The sequence below is a fragment of the Actinoplanes sp. NPDC026619 genome (assembly GCF_040638295.1).
In the GTDB taxonomy this organism is placed as follows: domain Bacteria; phylum Actinomycetota; class Actinomycetes; order Mycobacteriales; family Micromonosporaceae; genus Actinoplanes.
The window spans coordinates 93360-110920 of the sequence record NZ_JBEZYA010000014.1 but is presented as its reverse complement, the minus strand read 5'-3'; the positions used below and the strand labels follow the sequence as shown (position 1 = coordinate 110920).

Sequence of the window (17561 nt, the reverse complement as noted above, 5' to 3'; positions counted from 1 at the left end):
ACATTCAGGGCGACATTCCGACGACATTGGGAGTACGCTCACGGCCATGGAGATCCGGCCGAACAACGCGCTGCGCGCCGTTCGCCTCGCCATGCGCCTGAGTCAGGACGAGTTGGCCGAGCGGATGCGGGAGGCGGGCGCCGCCAGCACCACCAAGCGAACGATTCAGCGCTACGAAAGCGGCGAAACCGCCATGCCTCGTCCTGCCAGCGCTCGCGCGCTGGAGGTGGTCACCCGGTTGCCGCTCCAGTCGCTGGGCTTCCCGGCCGAGGCGGGCGCGGTAGTCGTCGATGACGGCCGGGGCGGTCACGACCTGGAGGTGCGGCAGGCGCCGTTGCCGTCGCCGACCCCGAATCGCGCACCCGGCGGCTTCTCGGGCGTGTGGCTGTCCCGCTACGAGTACTTCTCGTCCGGCCGGGACGAGGCGCTGGCGAACACCCACTACGTGGTGGTCCTCCAGCACGGCGATCGGCTCACCGTCCGTAGTGTTCACGGTCCAGAGAAGTCGCTGCTGACGATGGACCTGGTGGTGGACGGCTCCGTCATCACCGGCACGTGGGCCGAGGAGACCGAGGTCGAAAGCTACTACCGGGGTGCCCGCTACCACGGCGCGATACAGCTCCTCGCCGAGCCGACCGGCCGCCGGCTGGCGGGCAAGTGGGTCGGCTTCGGCAAGGAGATGGACGTCAACACCGGGCCATGGGAACTGGTCTTCCAGGACGCCAGCACTACGAAGGCGACCCTGGGGCGCTACGCCGTTCCACCGCAGCCGGCGTCAGGCTGATTGGCGGCGCACCAGCGTCGGCTCGTAGATGACTGAGGAGGCTCGCATCCCGGGGTCCTCGATGCGGGCCAGCAGCAGGCGCGCGGCCTCGGCTGCCATGTCCTCCAGTGGGTGGCGCACGGTGGTCAGCGCGGGTGCGGCCGCGACGGCGGCGCTGCTGTCGTCGAAGCCGACAATGGCGACGTCGTCGGGGACGCGGCGGCCGGCGTCGCGCAGGGTGGCGAGCGCGCCCACCGCCATCAAATCGTTGGCCACGAAGACGCCGTCCAGGTCGGCGTTGTCGGCCAGCAGCGCGCGCATCGCGTCCTCGCCGCTCTCCTTGGTGAAGTTGCCCGCGATGATCGGCACCCAGCCGTGCCCGTGCTTGGCCATCGCCCGGCGGAACCCCGAGATCCGGTCGTGGCTGGCCGGCACGTCGGCCGGCCCGGAGATCATCGCGATCCGCTGGCAGCCGCGCCCGAGCAGATGCTCGGCGGCGAGGGTCGCGCCGGTCTCGTTGGCCAGGTCGACGTAGTTGATCGGGACCGCCTCGGCCGGGCGCCCGATCATCACGGCCGGCACGCCACCCTCGGTGAGCATGCGGGGGAGGGCATCCACTGCCGGTAACGACAGCACGATCACCCCGTCGGCCTGCCCGTTGCGCAGATCGCCGACGAGTCGCTTGCGCCCGTCGTCGCTGCCGACGATCTGCAGCGCCAACTGTATCCCGGCCTGCCGCAACACGCTCATCAGCCCGCCGACGACCCGCCCGAAGTAAGGGTCTGCGAAGAACCGGCCCATGAACGGATCGTCGTCATGCAACTCAGAATCGGAGACGACCAGAGCAACCGTTCCCGTACGCCGGGTGACCAGCGACCGGGCCATCCGGTTGGGCACGTAACCGGTCTGCCCGACGGCGTCCCAGACGACCTCGTGGATCTGCGGATCCACATTCCGGATCCCGTTGATCACCCGGGACACGGTCGCCCGCGACACTCCGGCCACCCGCGCCACATCCTCGAGCGTGGGCAGCCGCTCCCCAACCGGTCCGCGTTGCATAAGGCTTTATAGCACAAATGGAGAGCGCTCTCCGATCGTGCCCATGGCAAGGGGTCAGCAGCCCGGCAGAGCGGACAAACGTGGTTCCGGAACCCGAACGCATTGACGGCTGCGACATCCTGGCGTAACACTTCGGAAAGCGCTCTCCACCCTTGGCCGCTCGGCGTTCCCCGCGCCGGCGAACTCGTCTAATCCCCTGGAGATCCGAGTGAAGACTCCCACCGAACAACGCCATCGCCGCGGCCTGCGGCGAATCGTGGCGCCTCTCGCGGTCACCGCCGTCGCGGGAACACTCACCATCGCCGGCCTCCAGTCGGCGCATGCGGCGGACGCCTTGCTCTCGCAGGGCAGACCCACCCTCGCCTCGTCGAGCGAGAGCGGTGGCGCCCCGGCCGCCGCGGCCGTCGACGGCAACGCCACCACCCGCTGGGGCAGCGCCTGGAGCGACCCGCAGTGGTTGCGCGTCGACCTGGGCGGCACGGCCACCATCACCTCGGTGCAGTTGCAGTGGGAAACCGCGTACGCGAAGGCGTACCAGATCCAGACCTCGGCCGACGGCAATGCCTGGACCACCATCTCGTCCAAGGCCAACGGCGCCGGCGGCACCGAGACGCTCACGGTGAGTGGTTCCGGGCGCTATGTGCGGATGTACGGCACACAGCGCGCCACCGGCTACGGCTACTCGCTGTTCGAGTTCAAGGTCTACGGCACGCTGGCCAATCCGCCGGCCTCCGACGGCCCCGGTTATGTGATGGCGAACCCGCCGGTCACCGGCGTGGTTCCGTCGACCGCGACGCCGCCGGACACCAACCCGCCGACCACTCACCACGAGTTCCAGGCGAACTGTTCGGTGAGCCGGACCAACCTCAACGACGACCCGATCGTCTTCCCGAACATGCCGGGCGCCTCGCACTCGCACACATTCATGGGAAACACGACGACCAACGCGGCCACCACCCTGGCCAGCCTCCAGGCGGGCGGCACGGCGTGCATCACACCGGGCGACAAGACCGGTTACTGGATGCCGACCCTGCTCAACAACGGAGTCGCGGTTCAGCCGGTCGGCCGGCAGGTCATCTACTACAAGAGTGGCGTCATCGACTACCGCAGCGTGCGGCCTTTCCCGGCCGGTCTGCGCTATGTGGTGGGCAGCCCGCAGGCGACGATCGACGATTTCCGGAACAGCCCGGGCGCGGTCGAGGGATTCGAATGCGGGGACAGCTCGTTCAACTGGGACATCCCGGCTAACTGTCCGGCCGGCACTCAGCTGAATGCGCGCATGCAGGCCCCGAGCTGCTGGGACGGGCTGCACCTGGACACTCCGGATCACAAGAGCCACATGGCGTACCCGGTGCTCGGGGTCTGCCCGAACGACCACCCGGTCGCGGTTCCGATGATCGAGTTCAAGATGGCGTGGCCGGTGAGCGGAAACATGAGCAACGTCGCGTTCGCCAGCGGGCGCGGCTACAGCTTCCACTACGACGTCTACAACGCGTGGGACGCGCCGACGCTGGCCGCTCTCACCACCCACTGCATCAACGGCGGGCTGCAGTGTGACCCGCGCGGTTTCGACCTCTACAAGCCGGACCGCGGCGCCGCCCTGAACGAGAACTACGTGCTCCCGTAACAAACCAAGAAAGTGGGGCGCCGTCCGGGACGGCGCCCCACTTTTCGGCTAATTCAGGAAGCCTCTTTGGACGCGCTATTCAAAGTGGACTCGGCCAGCGTGCGAGTGCGCAGAATCTGTTCGGCCAAGGAGCGGGTCTGCGGTTCGACTCCCGATTTCTCTTCACTCTCGGCCAGGCTTTCGCTCTGATCGAGGTGCGCTTCGATCGCCTTGACCACGAGGACGTCGAACTTCTTGCCGGTGAGCGAGGTGGCCTCGGTCATCAGCTCGGGCGTGACCATGCCCGGCATCGGCATGCCCTCGTGCGGGTTTTCCGACGGCAGGGCGGCCTGGTTGTGCAGCGCGCGCAGGGTGCTCAGCTCGGCGGTGGTGAAGCCCTGCACCTGCAGGGCCAGGGCCTGCACTTTGTCGCTGCCACTGCGGTTGCGGACCAACTCGAGCAGGGGCAGCAGTTCCTCGTCCATGGCGATGTTGATCTCGATCCAGGCAAGGTCGGTGCCGCCGAACTGGCTGGCCGCCTGCGCCGCCGGCTTGGACGTCGGATCGGCCCCCGAGTTGGCGCAACCGGTCACCAGCAGCAGGCCGGCCAGCGTGACCCGGGCTATCGCTTTCACGCGGGTTAGTCTGGTCTTTTACCGTTACGTATGTCAACGATTAGATATCGATGGATCGCAACGCTCCCGTAACAATTAATGGGGTTCGATGAAGGCGGCCTCGGCGCGATTATCGAGCTAGCATTGTCGGAGATGCCCGTTTATGCAGGCATCCCGGACGAGGGCGCGTCGTACCCGGCCAGGACAAGACGACCGCGAAGAGGTGACTCGTCGTGGCATGGGCCTTTCTTGTCGTTTCCGGGGTGTTGGAGACCGTCTGGGCGATCGCGCTCGACCGCAGCTCCGGGTTCAGCCGGTTGCTTCCGAGCGTGGTCTTCGTGGTCGCGCTGGCACTCAGCATGATCGGGCTCGGCTACGCGCTGCGTACCGTCCCGATCGGCACCGGTTACGCGGTGTGGGTGGGCATCGGCGCGGTCGGCACGGCCACCGTGGGGATGGTTGCGCTCGGTGAGCCGGCCACCCTCGTACGCCTCATGTGTCTTTTGATGATCGTGGCCGGGGTGATCGGCCTGAAGGTCTTCCATTAAAGGACGGGCCAGCTCACATCGAGATGTCGAGCTTGCTCTGGAAGCCGCTGGTGCTGGCGGTGCGCGTCTCTTCCTTCTCGCGCTGCACGGCCTGCTGGGCCTGGTTGATCATCGTGCGGTCCTCGCTGATGGTGCCCTCGCGGTCCTGCTGGGCGGCTTTCTCGGCGGCCTTGGCGGCGGCCTTCGCGGCCAGGTCGACGGAGAGCTTCGCCTGGTACTTCTCGAGCGTGGACTCCGCGGTGCTGGTGGTTACGGCGTTAACGGCGCTGACCGTCATGGGTGTGCTCCTTTGCCGGTGGTGACGTGGACGCCCGGTTACATCGTCCGTTCCGGCCCCGGGTTGCGAATTCCCGGCCAAGAAGTCGCCGGGAGGTTATGACGCCAGGTACGGCGGCAGGAGACCCGCCAATGCGGCGTCGCCGGACTCGGTGATCGCCCGTACCGTTCCGGCGAGAATGTCGGCTATCTGGATCTCCGGGTGGGCTTCGGCTTCCAGGAACCGGATGTCCCGCATCGGGCAGCGTTCCTTGAGGATTTCGATGCGGCGGGGCGGCAGTTGGGTCTGCCGGTCGTGGGCGATGGTGACCGGCCCCCAATGCGTGACCGCGGCGACGATCGCCGGCACCAGCGGATCGAGGACGGATCGGCCGATCGGGTCCGCGCGCAGCCATTCCCGGAAGGCGGCCGCCTTCGCGCGGGCGGGTGGCGGCAGCAGCGTGAGGTCGGGGTCCGATTTGATCCGGAGAAGGTCGTTGGCGAACTGGTCGTCCGGGATCTCGGCGCCGAAATGTGCGGCGGCCTGATCGCGCACGAAAGCCGGCTTGTCGAGCAGAAACACGTGGCCGCGGCCGTGGACCGGGCCGGTCTCGCCGAGAAACCAGCGCAACGTGCCGCGATGCTGCGGCCGGAGCAGATGGTTGGCCTTGTACTGGGTGGCCGGCGACTTGATCCGGGCGCGCAACTCGGTCAGCACGGCGGCCGGGTCCGGCACGTCGACCGAGGCGTGTGCGAAATAGCGGGTCGTCGAGCCGATGAGCTTCTCACCCTCGTACCCGGATTCGTCGCACGCGATCTCCCGCATCGGCCATGTCTATCGGCAAATGCGCCGGGGCGCCCCCCGAATAACCGGGAGCGCCCCGAGCGGGAGTCAGGAGCGGTAGACCCCGAACTCCCAGAGCGAATAGCCGTACGTGGTGGCCCGGCCGGTTCCGTTGACCCGCACGTAGCGGCCGGAGCCGCTGATGTTCAGGTCGTCGAAACCGCCGTCACCACTGCTCGTGCTGTAGACGCTCGTCCAGGTCGAGCCGTCGTTCGACGTCTGCACCTGGTAACCGGTCGCGTAGGCGGCCTCCCAGGCGAGCTGCACGTGGTTGAACGACTGCACCGAGCCGAGGTCGACCTGCAGCCACGCCGTGTCCACCCATTCGCTCGCCCACCGCGTGCCGTAATCGCCGTCGGTCGCGAACTGCGGAACCTGCGGCCCGTTGGTGCCGGTCGGCTGATAGGTCGACGCCGTGGTGGTCTTTCCCTTGGCGAGATTCGTACCGGGCACGGTTGGCGGCACCACCTTTATCGACTTCTGCTCGATGCCGACGTTGCCCTGCCCGTCGTACGCGTAGACGTAGACCTTCCAGACGCCCAGCTGTTGCGGCGCCGTCGCGGTGAACGACCCGTTGCCGTTGTCGGTGAAGCGGACATTGGTCAGCCCGGTCCCGCCGCTGATGTGCTTGTCCGAGTACATCAGGTTGTAGCGGATCAGATCGCCCTGCGGATCGCTCGCCGTCGCATTGACGGTGAACGTGCCACCCGCCGGAACCGCGGTCTGGTTCGGCACCGACATCGAGGAGATGACCGGGGGAGTGTTCGCCGCCGCCTGTCCCGAATAGGCCTGCGCCAGCGCGTAATAGCCGAGCCGCCGCCATCCGCCGGTGAAGGTGTTCAGCCACACCCCGCCGAAGTCGTTCTCCAGTCCGTAGTGGAATTCGGTCACCCCGAGCGCCACTCCCGGATGCGCGTTGATGGTGTTCACGCTGTTGGTGTAGCCGTCCCGCTTCTGCACGTCGGTCGGTTCGGTCGGCACGCCGTTGACGTCGTTCGGCACCTCCCATTCACCGGCCGGTCCGCCCTCGGTGACGATGTACGGCTTGGTGTAACCGCCGGCCACCCAGTCGTTGTAGACGTTGCCGATCGCGCCGTACGAGTTGACCGCGAGCAGATCCAGATCCGGCGCGTACTGCTTGTAGTACGGCCAGGCGCCGGTATAGGCGTCGGTCGAGGTGACCGGGTGATTCGGGTCGGCCGCGTGAATGGCCTGCGCCAGCTGGTTGACGAACTTCGCGTACCCGACCCGCCGCGCTTCGACGTCGGCGGCGGACAGGCCGTGATCCTGCATGGTGAGGATGACCTCGTTGCCGACGTCCCACATCAGCACGCCCGGGTTGTTCTTCAGCGCGTTGACCCGGTTGACCACCTCGGTCTTCACCGAGTTCAGGTAGGCCGTGTCGTTGACGTAGTCGGCGCCCTGGTTGAGCCAGTGCCCGACGACCACCTTGAGGCCCTGCTGGGCTGCCCGGTTGAGCAGCGCCGGGGTGTTCGCGTCGTCCACGCCCCAGATCCGGATCGTGTTGACGCCCATGCTCTTCAGATCGCGCAGGTAACCGTCCGCGGCCGCCTGCGGCGGACCATAGGTCAACCCCTTCAGCCGGTACGCGGCGCCATTGACCTGCAGCTGCCAGTTGCCCTGCGTGCCGGTCACCTTCACCACGCTCGGTCCGGCCGGGGTGGCCGGGTCGGTCATCGCGGCCGGCGTCGTGCCGGTCGCCCGGGACACGGTCACCGAGTCGATGCTGAGCACGCCGCCGGACGTGGTGTCGGCGGTCGGGGTGGTGCGGCCGGCGATCGAGTTCGGCAGCGAGCCGCCGATCCCCAGGTCGAAGCGCAGGAAGAAACCGTGGTGCACCGCCGCGTTCCAGGCGGTCACGCCGACCTGCGACTCCCGGACCACCCAGGTCTGCCGCCCGTCGAGGTAGAACCGGATCTCCTCGTCGGTCTTGGTCCGGTCGACCACCTGCGAGTACTCGTGGAAGCCGGTCTGGCAACCGGTGCAGCCGGCGAAACCGGAGGAGCGCCCGTTGTACTCCGCGCACGGCCCGTCCGGCGCGGTGCCGCAGTGCAGCGTCTGAGCCAGCTGATTGCGGCCGTTGACGTCGGTCATGATGTCGGTCTCGCCGACGCCCGGCCAGTTGTTGTAGTTGCCGCGGTAGGCCGCGCCGGTCGCCCGGAAGCCCGGCCAGTAACCGAGCGCTCCGGCCACGTCGGGCTGCTTGAGCACCGCGGTGAACTTGGTCTGGGTGCCGGCCAGCGGCTCGAAGTCGGTCCGCTGTGTCTCGAGCCGGCCGGAGGTCCAGTTGCCGGCGCCGTCCCGGATCGCCTTGATGTTGAGCTTGCCGGCGCCGTCGAGGTAGACGTTCGCGGTGCTCGCGGACGCGGTCTCGACCTCACCGGTGCCCCAGTTGGCGGCGCCGCCCGGGTAGGCGGTGCCGGTGCGCAGCAGCCAGTTGGCGCCGGACGGCGACGTGTTGGCGGCACCGTCGAAAGTGTCCGACCAGATCGGCGTGAAGCTGTCCGTAGGGGGAGGCGTGGTCACCGATCCGCCTACGAGCACCTTGAACTCGTACAGCGAGTAGCCGTAGCCGCCGGGGCGCGCCGTGCCGTACATCCGGATGTAGCGTCCGTTGCCACTGACGGTGAGCGTCTCGGTGCCGCCGGCGCCGGTGGTGGTGGCGTAGATGTTGGTCCAGGTGGTGCCGTCCGGCGAGGTCTGGATCTGGTACGCCTTGCCGTAGGCGCTCTCCCACTGCAGGACGACCTGGCAGATCGCCTGAGTGGCGCCGAGGTCGACGCTGAGCCACTGCGGGTCGCTGAACGTGCTCGACCAGCGGGTGCCGGCGTTGCCGTCGGTGGCGTTGGCGGCCGCGGTGTCGGCGCCCTCGGACGAGGAGGCGGTGGTCGGTTTGCCCTGGGCGGCGTTCGTGGTGCCACAGGCGGTCGGCGTGCTGCCGGCCGACCCGTACACCTTGAACTCGTACAGCGAGTAGCCGTAGCCGCCGGGGCGCGCCGTGCCGTACATCCGGATGTAGCGTCCGTTGCCAGTGACGGTGAGCGTCTCGGTGCCGCCGGCGCCGGTGGTGGTCGCGTAGATGTTGGTCCAGGTGGTGCCGTCCGGCGAGGTCTGGATCTGGTAAGCCTTGCCGTAAGCGCTCTCCCACTGCAGGACCACCGAGGTGATCGTGGCGGTGGCGCCCAGGTCGACCTGGATCCACTGCGGGTCGCTGAACGTGCTCGACCAGCGGGTGCCGGCGTTGCCGTCGGTGGCGTTGGCGGCCAGCGTGTCGGCGCCCTCGGAAGACGAGGCGGTGGTCGGTTTGCCCTGCGAGAGAAGGGTGTCGGCGGCATGCGCCCCGATCTGCGCGACGGCGAGATAGGCGGCGACGAGAGCCAGAACGAGGATGGGGATGAGGCGCCGCCAGACAAGCCGGGGCGGCGAAGAAGCCGTGTTCACGGAAACTCCAGGGGATAGAGCGGCCAAGGCACCGGGGAATGTGTGCTGAGCGCCGGGGAAAGCGCTCTCCGTCCGTCGCGAAGTGTTACGCCGCGCTTTCCTTCGTGTCAATACCACGGGTCCATTCCTGCCCGGTCGGCCGCCACAAGCCCCACAAATCCGGACACGCACTTGACTGATGCGGCGTTGGAAGGGCACGGTGGTCCCAGTTTGGAGAGCGCTTTCCAACGAGGTGGCCGGCGGCCACGCACCCTGTCGCCGGCCACCGGAACTCGACACCTTCGTGGTGTCGTCGTCGAAAAAGTTCGCCCGGGATGTCGAATGGTGCGGACGGGCTACGACTACGGGCCGACAGCGGCCGCGAGGTCGCGCCGACGACACGAGGAGCTTGACGTGAAGTACATGCTGATGATGTTCGGGGACGCCACCGACATGATGGAGGCACGCTCGACCGAGTGGGTGCGGGACATGATCGCGTTCATGGGTGACTTCAACGCCGAGCTGGTGAAGGCCGGCGAGATGGTCGACGCGCAGGGGCTCGAGTTCCCCTCCACCGCCAAGACCGTCAGCCTCGTCGACGGGCAGGTCGTCGTTTCGGACGGGCCGTTCGCGGAGTCGAAGGAATCCCTGGCCGGCTACTGGATCTTCGACGTCAAGGACGAGGCGCGCGCCGTCGAGCTGGCCGGCCAGGTCGTGGTCTGGGCCGAGCGCGTCGAACTGCGTAAGGTCGCGGACGCCCCGCCGGAGGTCTGACACAACGGGGCGGAGGGGGAGCGGTGAGCGAGATCGAAGTGTTTCTGCGGGAGCTCGCGCCTCAGGTTCTGGGCGGCCTGGTCCGGCGGTACGGACAGTTCGACGCCGCCGAGGACGCCGTGCAGGAGGCGCTCCTGGCCGCCTCCCTCCAATGGCCCCGCGAGGGCATCCCCGACAATCCGCGCGGATGGCTGGCGTCCGTGGCGTCCCGGCGCCTGATCGACGAGTTCCGCAGCGAGAACGCGCGCCGCCGCCGCGAGCTCGACGTCACGATGACGGAAACCGGCACCGAGCCCGGCGCCGAGATCAGTGAGCGGGACGACACCCTCGACCTGCTCTTCCTGTGCGCCCATCCGGCGCTCTCCGGCCCCTCCCAGCTGGCGCTCACTCTGCGAGCGGTCGGCGGCCTGACGACCGCGGAGATTGCGCAGGCTTTCCTCGTACCGGAAAGCACGATGGCTCAGCGCATCAGCCGCGCCAAGCAGATGATCAAGCGAAGCGGGCGGGGTTTCGAGCCGCCGCCTGCGGCGGAGCGCGGCGAGCGGCTGCGCGTGGTCCGGCAGGTTCTCTACCTGATCTTCAACGAGGGGTACACCGCGTCGGGCGGGCCGGCGCTGCAGCGGGCCGAGCTGACCGCCGAGGCCATCCGGCTGACGCGCATGCTGCGCCGGGTTCTCCCGAGTGACACCGAGACCTCCGGTCTGCTCGCGCTGATGCTGCTGACCGATGCGCGAACCAGCGCCCGCACCGACGGTGACGGCAACCTGATCCCGCTGGACAGCCAGGACCGGACGCAATGGAGCAAGGAGCAGATCACCGAGGGGGTCGCCCTGGTCTCGGCGGCGCTCGGCCGGGGACCGCTCGGGCCGTACCAGATCCAGGCGGCGATCGCGGCCCTGCACGACGAGGCGCCGAGCGACGCGGAAACGGACTGGGCGCAGATTCTGGCGCTCTACGACGTACTGGAAAAGATCTCGCCGGGGCCGGTGGTGACGCTCAACCGGGCGGTGGCGGTGGCCCGGACCCATGGTCCGCTCGCCGGGCTGGCGGTGCTCGCCGACCTGGACGGCGACGCCCGGATGGAGGGCAACCACCGGGTCGAGGCGGTGCGTGCGCACCTGCTGGAGCGGGCCGGTTTCCGCACCGAGGCGCACGCCGCGTTCATCCGGGCCGCGACGCTGACGGCGAGTGTCCCGGAGCGCCGTTACCTCGAGGGCAAAGCCCTTACATTGCTCGAATGAGGAAACGGGCATGATGAACCGGTGACCGAAGCCAAGGGCCTGGTCCTCGTGGTCGAGGACGAACGGCCGATCGCCGATCTGGTGCGGCTCTACCTGAGCCGGGACGGCTTCGGCGTGCACGTCGAGCACGACGGCACCGCCGGTCTCGCCGCGGCGCGACGGCTGCGCCCGGTCGCCTGCATCCTCGACATCGCGCTGCCCGGCCTGGAAGGCACCGAGATCGTGCGGCGGCTGCGTGCGGAGGGCGACTGGACGCCGGTCATCTTCCTCACCGCCCGTGACGACGAGGTGGACCGGATCCTCGGCCTGGAGATGGGCGGCGACGACTACGTGACGAAGCCGTTCAGCCCGCGGGAGCTGGTCACCCGGGTCAAGACGCTGCTGCGCCGGGCGGCCGGGCCGCCGGAGGGCGACAAGATCAAGAAGCTCGGCCCGGTCCTGCTCGATCCGGGCCGCCGCCTGGTCACCGTCGACGGCGCCCCGCTGGCCCTCACCCCGACCGAGTTCGACCTGCTCGGGCACCTGCTCGGCCGTCCGGGCCGGGTGTTCACCCGGGAGGAGCTGCTGGCCAGCGTCTGGGGGTACGCCTCGGCCGCCGGCACCCGCACGGTGGACGTGCACGTGGCCCAGGTGCGGGCCAAGCTGGGCGAGGCCGCGGCGTTGATCCGCACGGTGCGCGGGGTGGGTTACACCGCCGATGCTTAACCGGGTGGTGAGGACGCTGACCGGCCGGGTCGTGCTGGTCACCGCGGCGACCGCGGTGATCGCCGTGATCGTGACGGCGCTGGTCGCGATCCCGGTGGCGATCCGCTCGGTCAACACCCAGGCCCGCGCGCAACTGGTGGAGCAGAGCAAACTCGCCGTCGAGCTGCTGGCCTCCGAGCGCCCGGCCGCCCGCGAGAACATCGTCACCGAGCTGCGCGCGCAGAAGGTCGAGGTCTACCTGATCCGCGGCGGCGCGGTCGACAAGACCGGCCTGCCGAAGCGGGTGGTGCAGCAGGTCGCGGCGGGCCAGATGATCAACACCAGGTCGCCGGTCAACGGCCGGCCGTCGTTCATCGTGGGCCGCCCGCTGACCGGCCGCAACGCCGGCGTCGTGCTCACCCGGGCGGTCTCGGTCGGCACCGGCGGCAAGGTGCTGGGCAGCATCTGGATCGCCCTGCTCGCCGGGCTCGCCTGCGGCATCGCGGCGGGCGCGCTGCTGGCCCGCTTCATCGCCCGGCCGATCCGCCGGGCGGCGGCCGCGGCCGGCAAGCTCTCCGCGGGCGACCGCTCGGTGCGCATCTCCCGGCAGGGCCCGGCCGAGGCCGGCGAGCTGGCCGACGCGATCAACCACCTCGCCGGCGCCCTGCAGGTCAGCGAGGGCCGCGAGCGAGACTTCCTGCTGTCGGTCTCGCACGAATTGCGCACGCCGCTGGCGACGATCCGGGGGTACGCCGAGGCGCTTGCCGACGGCGTGGTCGGCCCCGACGGCGCGGAGAAGGCGGGTGCCACCATGCTCAACGAGGCCGATCGCCTGGACCGGCTGATCTCCGACCTGCTGGTCCTGTCCCGCCTCGAGGCCGCCGACCTGCCGCTCGACGTGGTCCTGGTGGATGTGGTCGACCTGATCCGCGCGGCCGGCGACGCTTGGGCGGCCCGCTGCGCCCCGGACGGACCGCTGCTGAGTGTGGAGCTGCCACCGTCGCCGCTGGTGGTGCGGACCGATCCGGGCCGGATCCGGCAGGTGATCGACGGTCTCTGCGAGAACGCGCTACGCGTCGTCCCGGGCGGGGCGCCGCTGGTGCTGGCGGCCCGGGCCGGTGACGGCGCCGCGGTGATCGAGGTGCGCGACGGCGGGCCGGGCTTCACCGACGAGGATCTGCTGGTGGCGTTCGAGCGGGGGGCGCTCAACCAGCGTTACCGGGGGATCCGCAAGGTCGGCAGCGGCCTCGGCCTGGCTCTGGCGGCGCGGCTGGTCGGCCGGCTCGGCGGCCGGATCAGCGCCGGGCACGCGCCGGAAGGCGGCGCGATGTTCACGGTGGAACTCCCTTACGCATCCCGTACATAGCTCTGACCATCGTCTGTCGTGCCCGGCGCAGGATTCCGTTCATGAAACGAACCCTTCTGGCCCTGAGCCTCACCGCCGCGCTGGCTCTGGCCGGCTGCGGCGCCGCTGCCGCCTCGACCCCGGCGTCGACCTCCGACGATGTGTCCGATGCGGCCGTCGCGCTTCAGCAGGTCGGCTTCGAGACCGGGCTGGCCGACACCGCGTCGGCCGCGACCGGCGAGGCCCCGCGCAAGACGCTCCGCAAGTACCTGCGCCGCAACACCCTGCACGGCGAGGTGGTCATCGACACCAAGAAGAACGGCAAGCAGACCGTCGTGGTGCAGCGCGGCTCGGTGACGGCGGTGACGGCCGACAGCGTCTCGGTGAAGTCGACCGATGGGTTCGCGCTGACCTGGAAGTTCGGCGACAAGCTGCGCCTCGTGCAGGACCGGAAGACGATTTCGGCGTCGGCGCTGAAGACCGGCGCCGAGATCGGGATCGCCGGCACCAAGGACGGTAGCGTCGCGTCGGCCCGGCTGATCGCCGTCAAGTGAGTAAGGTGCCGCGGCCCGCCTCCCCCGGGGAGGGCCGCGGCGGCTCCTACTGAAGAAACTCGCCCAGCGGGGAGAGCAGCAGCCGGCCCAGATCGGACGCGACCCGGTCGAGGTGGGCGCGTTCCTTGTCGGTGGCGCCCATGTCGTGCCGCAGTCCCCACAGCTTCTGCGCGTTACGCCAGGCGACATTCCTCGTGTATTCCACCGCCTCGCCCTGCCACCAGTCGTCGAGGCAACCGTTCATCGTGTCGATGAGCAGCTGCCACTTGTCCAGGTAGCCACGGCGCAGGCCGGGGATCGACGTCGCGAAGATCTCGTTGATCTGCAGGTAGTCGTGGTGCTGATCGCTGTCGTCGATCGGGTCGGTGCCCAGGTGGTCGAACGTCGTCACCAGCGCGAACGGCAGATCGAAGTTGATGTGCGCGTTCACCCCGGCGCACGCCGACGGCAGCGGACGGCAGTCCGGCCCGGGAATCCGCTGGAACAAGCCGGACCAGACACGCGGGCAGCGCGGGCTGTTGTCCGGACCGGCCCACGCGCGCAGCGCGTCGAAATAGCGCGCCGCGAACTCCACGTCGAGGCGCGAGAGAAAAGCCGGATCCTTGAACTTGCCCGCATAGAGGCGTTCGAGTACACCCTCGGTGATCGTCAGATAGAGCTTGTTGAAGTCGCAGAGCGGGTTTCCGGCCAGCAGGGGTGGCACGCGGCCCAGGATGTCCTGCAGCTTCGTCAGCTGATCAACCACGGCGGGTACGTCGTCGGGGTGCGATTGCAGCAGGTCGAACATCTCCTGCCGCACCGGGCCCCAGACCGACTGGGTCATCGGTTCCTCCAGGTGCTTCTCACACGGAGGGCCCCCAGCACCGGCCCGGCGACGGTAGCCGCCGGGCCGGTGCTCCCCCGTGGGAAACACCCTTCCAGCAGCGGCCTACGCAGGGATCGGTAGATCTACGTATTCCGAGTACGTAAGTAACGAAAAGGTCACGCCGCGGTGAGGAAAACCCGGCTGGCCTGCACCCGGGTGCGTACCTGGAGCTTGTCGAAAATATGACCGACGTGTACGCCGACCGTGCGCTCCGAGATGAACAGCTTCTCGCCGATCTCGCGGTTGGTCAGGCCGTCGGCCAGCGCGGCCAGGACCTCCCGCTCGCGCGAAGTGAGAATGCCCAGCTCATCGCCCGGCGCGGGGTCGGGCGGGTTGATCGGCTGAGTGTCGACGTCATCGGCCAGCGCCACCCGGAACCGGTGCGCGGTCGCGACGATCTCGGCGGCGAGCGGACGTGCCCCCATCGCGATCGTCATCGTGTACGCCTCGCGCAGCGCGACGACCGCGGTGGCCTTGCGGGTCTTGCGGGTCAGCGCCGCCTCGGCGCGGCGCAGCCGGGCGTACGCCGCCGGGTAGGGCTGACTGCGGCGGTCCCAGGCGCTCGCGGCGCGCAGCCACGGCTCCGGGTCGTGCCGCTGGTCGATCCGGCTGATCTCGGCGTTGCACAGGTCGATGTAGCCGTCGATGACCGCCCGCACCGGGGTCGCGGCGTTGCCGACGCCCTCGGCCATCCGCTCGACGACGGTCTTGAGCCGGCGCAGCGCGCCCGGGTCGATCGCTTCGCCGTCGCTGAGCGCCTCGGCCTCGGCGCGCAGGCCGTGCCAGGCCAGGATGCCCAGCAGCATCAGGTCGTCGGAGCGGGTCTCGGTCAGGCCGCGCTGGACGGCCGCGCGGGCCTGGGCGTGCCGGCGCTGCCACATCGCCAGGCCGGCGCGCAGCGTCAGCATCGGCAGCACGTGCCGGGCGCCGCCGCCGGCCAGCAGGGTGGCGACCGCGTCCAGGTCACGGTGGGCGGCGTCGATGTCGCCGAAGCCGACCCAGAGACGGCAGCGGGCCAGCAGCAACTCGACCGCGTCGGCGCCGGACGGCCGGTGCCGCATCGCGGTCTCGAGCACCTGGTCGGCCTCGGCCCACTGGCCGACCCGGAACAGGCCGTTGCCGGCGATGGCCAGCAGCCGGGTCTGGTAGGAGCGGCCGACCCCGAGCGAGGCGAGCCGGGCCGCGCCGCGGCGGGCCACCAGCACCCCCTCCTCGACCTTGTTGAGCGGGCCGGTCAGCAGCTCGGCGAGGTGCAGATAGGCCACGCCGAGGTCGTCCGGGTGGCCGGAGCGCTCGGCGATCTCAACCGCCTGGCGGATGACGGCGAGGCCGGTGTCCGGGTCTTCCCGGAACGCGGAGCTGAAACCGAGCGCGGCGCTGGCCCGCACCAGGTCGGCGGTGGTGCCGTTTTCGGCGGCGAGGTCGAGCGCCTCGGACGCGCGGGCGTAGGCATCGGCATAACGGCAGAGATGAACAAGCAGCTCGGCCAGGTACGCCGCGGCTGACGCCCGCTGGCGCGGGGTGCAGTCGGGCGCCTGGAGCGCCAGCTCGTATTCCACCTCGGCGGTCGCCGAGCGGCCCGCCGCGGCCAGGTAACGCGCCCGACGCAGGTGCAGCTCGCAGCGGCCCGGCGCGTCCGGCCGCCCGGCCAGGTCGGCCAGCCGGGACAGGGCGCGCTGGTGCTCGCCGCACAGGTGGGCCGACTCGGCCGCGTGCGCGAGCAGCTCGGTGCGCTCCGGCGCGTCGTCGGTCGTCAGGTCGAGCGCCAGTGACCAGTAGCGGTGCGCCTCGGTGAAGCCGTAGAGCTTTTCGGCGGACCGTGCCGCCGCGACCACCGACGGCAGCGCCCGGGCTGGTTCGCCGGCCTGCTGCCAGTGGTGCGCCAGCCGGGCGTGGTCGATCGCGCCGCCGGCCTCCATCGCCTCGGCGTACCGGCGGTGCAGCGAGGCCGCCTCGGCCGGCAGGACCTCGCCCTCGAGGATCTCGGCGACGAGGCGGTGCCGCAGGCGGTAGCCCTCGGGAGCGCTGGACACGAACCGGTGCGCCACCGACGCCCGGATCGCCTCGATCAGCTCGTCCTCCTCCAGCCGGGTGACCCGGGCCAGCACGGAGTGCTCGATCGGCTCGACGCCGGCCGCGATCGCGTGCACCACCAGGTGCGCTTTCTGCGGTAGTTCGTCCACCCGGGACAGGAAGATCTCGCGCAGCGTGTCGGACAGCTCGATCCGGCCGTCGCGCAGGTCGCGGGCCAGCTCCTCGACCACGAACGGGTTGCCGCCGGAACGCTTGAAGACCCGGTCGGAGTCTTCCGGCTCGATGCCGCCTCCGGCGATCGCGTTGACCAGCTCGAGGGTCTGATCGCGGTCGAGCGGCGCCAGGTCGACGACCTTGACCGAGCGAAGGCGGCGCAGCTCCGCCAGCACCCGGCGCAGTGGGTGGGCGCCGTGCAGCGCCTCGGCCCGCACGGCCGCCAGCACCGACAACCGGACGCCGCCGAGACCGGCCAATAGGTAGAGCAACAACTGCCGGGTGCTGCGGTCGGCCCACTGCAGGTCGTCGAGGACCAGGAGCAGGTGCCGGTCGCCGGCCACCGCGCGCAGGTCACGGGAGACCCGGTCGAGCAGGGCGCCCGGATCGTCGGCGCCGGTGGGCTGAAGGTCGTGGGGATCCGCCTGCCGCAAAGCCTGCAGAACCGGATGCAAAGGTGACGCATCGCCGATATCAAGACAGGTTCCGGACAGCACAGCGACGCCCGCGGCATTCATCGCCCGGGCGGTCTCCCGCAACAGCCGGCTCTTCCCGACACCACTCTCACCGGTGACGAAAACCGCGGCGGTGCCACCAGGGCCGACATTGCGCAGGTCGGACTGGACTCCGGCAAGCGTGTCGGTTCGACCGACAAGCGGACCGTCGCCCCCATCGTCGCTGGCCATGCTGGGCAGCCTAGTGCGAATCGACCTATCACGTT

The 17561-nt window shown here is 69.7% G+C and carries 15 protein-coding genes and 1 riboswitch; of the genes, 8 read left to right on the top strand and 7 right to left on the bottom strand.

Translation table 11 applies throughout. The annotated features are described in order from the left end of the window. Nucleotides 1-46 precede the first annotated feature (46 nt). The gene (locus AB0E90_RS28215) at nt 47-784 is read left to right on the top strand and encodes a helix-turn-helix transcriptional regulator (protein ID WP_360412026.1); all 738 of its coding nucleotides are present in this window, start codon (nt 47-49) and stop codon (nt 782-784) included. Here the strand turns inward: AB0E90_RS28215 and AB0E90_RS28210 are convergent. After that, complete coding sequence (locus tag AB0E90_RS28210; protein WP_360412023.1) at nt 776-1822, bottom strand: LacI family DNA-binding transcriptional regulator; 1047 nt, start codon at nt 1820-1822, stop codon at nt 776-778. The genes AB0E90_RS28215 and AB0E90_RS28210 overlap by 9 nt on opposite strands. 208 nt (nt 1823-2030) lie before the next feature. On the opposite strand from AB0E90_RS28210, the gene AB0E90_RS28205 reads away from it, so the two are divergent. Then, the gene (locus tag AB0E90_RS28205; protein WP_360412020.1) at nt 2031-3449 is read left to right on the top strand and encodes a DUF1996 domain-containing protein; all 1419 of its coding nucleotides are present in this window, start codon (nt 2031-2033) and stop codon (nt 3447-3449) included. Between the two features lie 53 nt (nt 3450-3502). On the opposite strand, the gene AB0E90_RS28200 is transcribed toward AB0E90_RS28205, so the two are convergent. Further along, nucleotides 3503-4063: a DUF305 domain-containing protein gene (locus tag AB0E90_RS28200; RefSeq protein ID WP_360412017.1), complete on the bottom strand. Its 561-nt coding sequence runs from the start codon at nt 4061-4063 to the stop codon at nt 3503-3505. Nucleotides 4064-4192: 129 nt separating this feature from the next. Beyond that, a riboswitch (guanidine-III (ykkC-III) riboswitch) is annotated at nt 4193-4262 on the top strand. A 13-nt stretch (nt 4263-4275) separates the two neighbouring features. Between AB0E90_RS28200 and AB0E90_RS28195 the strand changes: the two genes are divergently transcribed. Further along, complete coding sequence (locus AB0E90_RS28195) at nt 4276-4590, top strand: SMR family transporter (RefSeq protein ID WP_360412014.1); 315 nt, start codon at nt 4276-4278, stop codon at nt 4588-4590. A gap of 13 nt (nt 4591-4603) precedes the next feature. On the opposite strand, the gene AB0E90_RS28190 is transcribed toward AB0E90_RS28195, so the two are convergent. The 3 genes from AB0E90_RS28190 to AB0E90_RS28180 all read right to left on the bottom strand — a co-directional run bounded on the left by AB0E90_RS28190 (nt 4604) and on the right by AB0E90_RS28180 (nt 9151). Next, nucleotides 4604-4867 carry a hypothetical protein gene (locus tag AB0E90_RS28190; RefSeq protein ID WP_360412011.1) on the bottom strand — a complete coding sequence of 88 codons (264 nt, stop codon included), beginning with the start codon at nt 4865-4867 and terminating at the stop codon, nt 4604-4606. 96 nt (nt 4868-4963) lie between these two features. Next, nucleotides 4964-5671, bottom strand: coding sequence for a DUF3800 domain-containing protein (locus tag AB0E90_RS28185; RefSeq protein ID WP_360412008.1), 708 nt, complete (start codon nt 5669-5671; stop codon nt 4964-4966). A 66-nt stretch (nt 5672-5737) separates the two neighbouring features. Continuing rightward, nucleotides 5738-9151, bottom strand: a complete 3414-nt coding sequence (locus AB0E90_RS28180; RefSeq protein ID WP_360412005.1) for a discoidin domain-containing protein — start codon at nt 9149-9151, stop codon at nt 5738-5740. Between the two features lie 402 nt (nt 9152-9553). On the opposite strand from AB0E90_RS28180, the gene AB0E90_RS28175 reads away from it, so the two are divergent. Genes AB0E90_RS28175 through AB0E90_RS28155 form a run of 5 tightly spaced genes read left to right on the top strand, consistent with a single transcriptional unit; the run spans nt 9554 to nt 13728 of the window. Continuing rightward, nucleotides 9554-9904 carry a YciI family protein gene (locus AB0E90_RS28175; RefSeq protein ID WP_360412555.1) on the top strand — a complete coding sequence of 117 codons (351 nt, stop codon included), beginning with the start codon at nt 9554-9556 and terminating at the stop codon, nt 9902-9904. Nucleotides 9905-9927: 23 nt separating this feature from the next. Continuing rightward, entirely contained in the window at nt 9928-11145 is a 1218-nt protein-coding gene (locus AB0E90_RS28170; RefSeq protein WP_360412002.1) for a sigma-70 family RNA polymerase sigma factor, read from the top strand. A gap of 21 nt (nt 11146-11166) precedes the next feature. After that, a complete protein-coding gene (locus tag AB0E90_RS28165) occupies nt 11167-11850 on the top strand; it encodes a response regulator transcription factor (RefSeq protein ID WP_360411999.1) in 684 nt (227 codons plus the stop codon). A gap of 4 nt (nt 11851-11854) precedes the next feature. Further along, entirely contained in the window at nt 11855-13195 is a 1341-nt protein-coding gene (locus AB0E90_RS28160; protein WP_360411996.1) for a HAMP domain-containing sensor histidine kinase, read from the top strand. A 41-nt stretch (nt 13196-13236) separates the two neighbouring features. After that, nucleotides 13237-13728 (top strand): hypothetical protein, encoded by a 492-nt coding sequence (locus AB0E90_RS28155; protein ID WP_360411993.1) that lies wholly within the window; start codon nt 13237-13239, stop codon nt 13726-13728. A 46-nt stretch (nt 13729-13774) separates the two neighbouring features. On the opposite strand, the gene AB0E90_RS28150 is transcribed toward AB0E90_RS28155, so the two are convergent. Both AB0E90_RS28150 and AB0E90_RS28145 read right to left on the bottom strand, forming a co-directional pair. Further along, nucleotides 13775-14551: a DUF5995 family protein gene (locus AB0E90_RS28150; protein WP_360411990.1), complete on the bottom strand. Its 777-nt coding sequence runs from the start codon at nt 14549-14551 to the stop codon at nt 13775-13777. Between the two features lie 158 nt (nt 14552-14709). Continuing rightward, on the bottom strand, nt 14710-17526 hold the full coding sequence (locus AB0E90_RS28145; RefSeq protein ID WP_360411987.1) for an AAA family ATPase: 2817 nt from the start codon (nt 17524-17526) through the stop codon (nt 14710-14712). Nucleotides 17527-17561 lie beyond the last annotated feature (35 nt).

Coding starts and splice junctions, on each gene's coding strand:
- AB0E90_RS28150 (WP_360411990.1), bottom strand. CDS start 14,551: ATGACCCAGTCGGTCTGGGGCCCGGTGCGGCAGGAGATGTTCGACCTG.
- AB0E90_RS28185 (WP_360412008.1), bottom strand. CDS start 5,671: ATGCGGGAGATCGCGTGCGACGAATCCGGGTACGAGGGTGAGAAGCTC.
- AB0E90_RS28175 (WP_360412555.1), top strand. CDS start 9,554: ATGCTGATGATGTTCGGGGACGCCACCGACATGATGGAGGCACGCTCG.
- AB0E90_RS28190 (WP_360412011.1), bottom strand. CDS start 4,867: ATGACGGTCAGCGCCGTTAACGCCGTAACCACCAGCACCGCGGAGTCC.
- AB0E90_RS28215 (WP_360412026.1), top strand. CDS start 47: ATGGAGATCCGGCCGAACAACGCGCTGCGCGCCGTTCGCCTCGCCATG.
- AB0E90_RS28155 (WP_360411993.1), top strand. CDS start 13,237: ATGAAACGAACCCTTCTGGCCCTGAGCCTCACCGCCGCGCTGGCTCTG.
- AB0E90_RS28145 (WP_360411987.1), bottom strand. CDS start 17,526: ATGGCCAGCGACGATGGGGGCGACGGTCCGCTTGTCGGTCGAACCGAC.
- AB0E90_RS28210 (WP_360412023.1), bottom strand. CDS start 1,822: ATGCAACGCGGACCGGTTGGGGAGCGGCTGCCCACGCTCGAGGATGTG.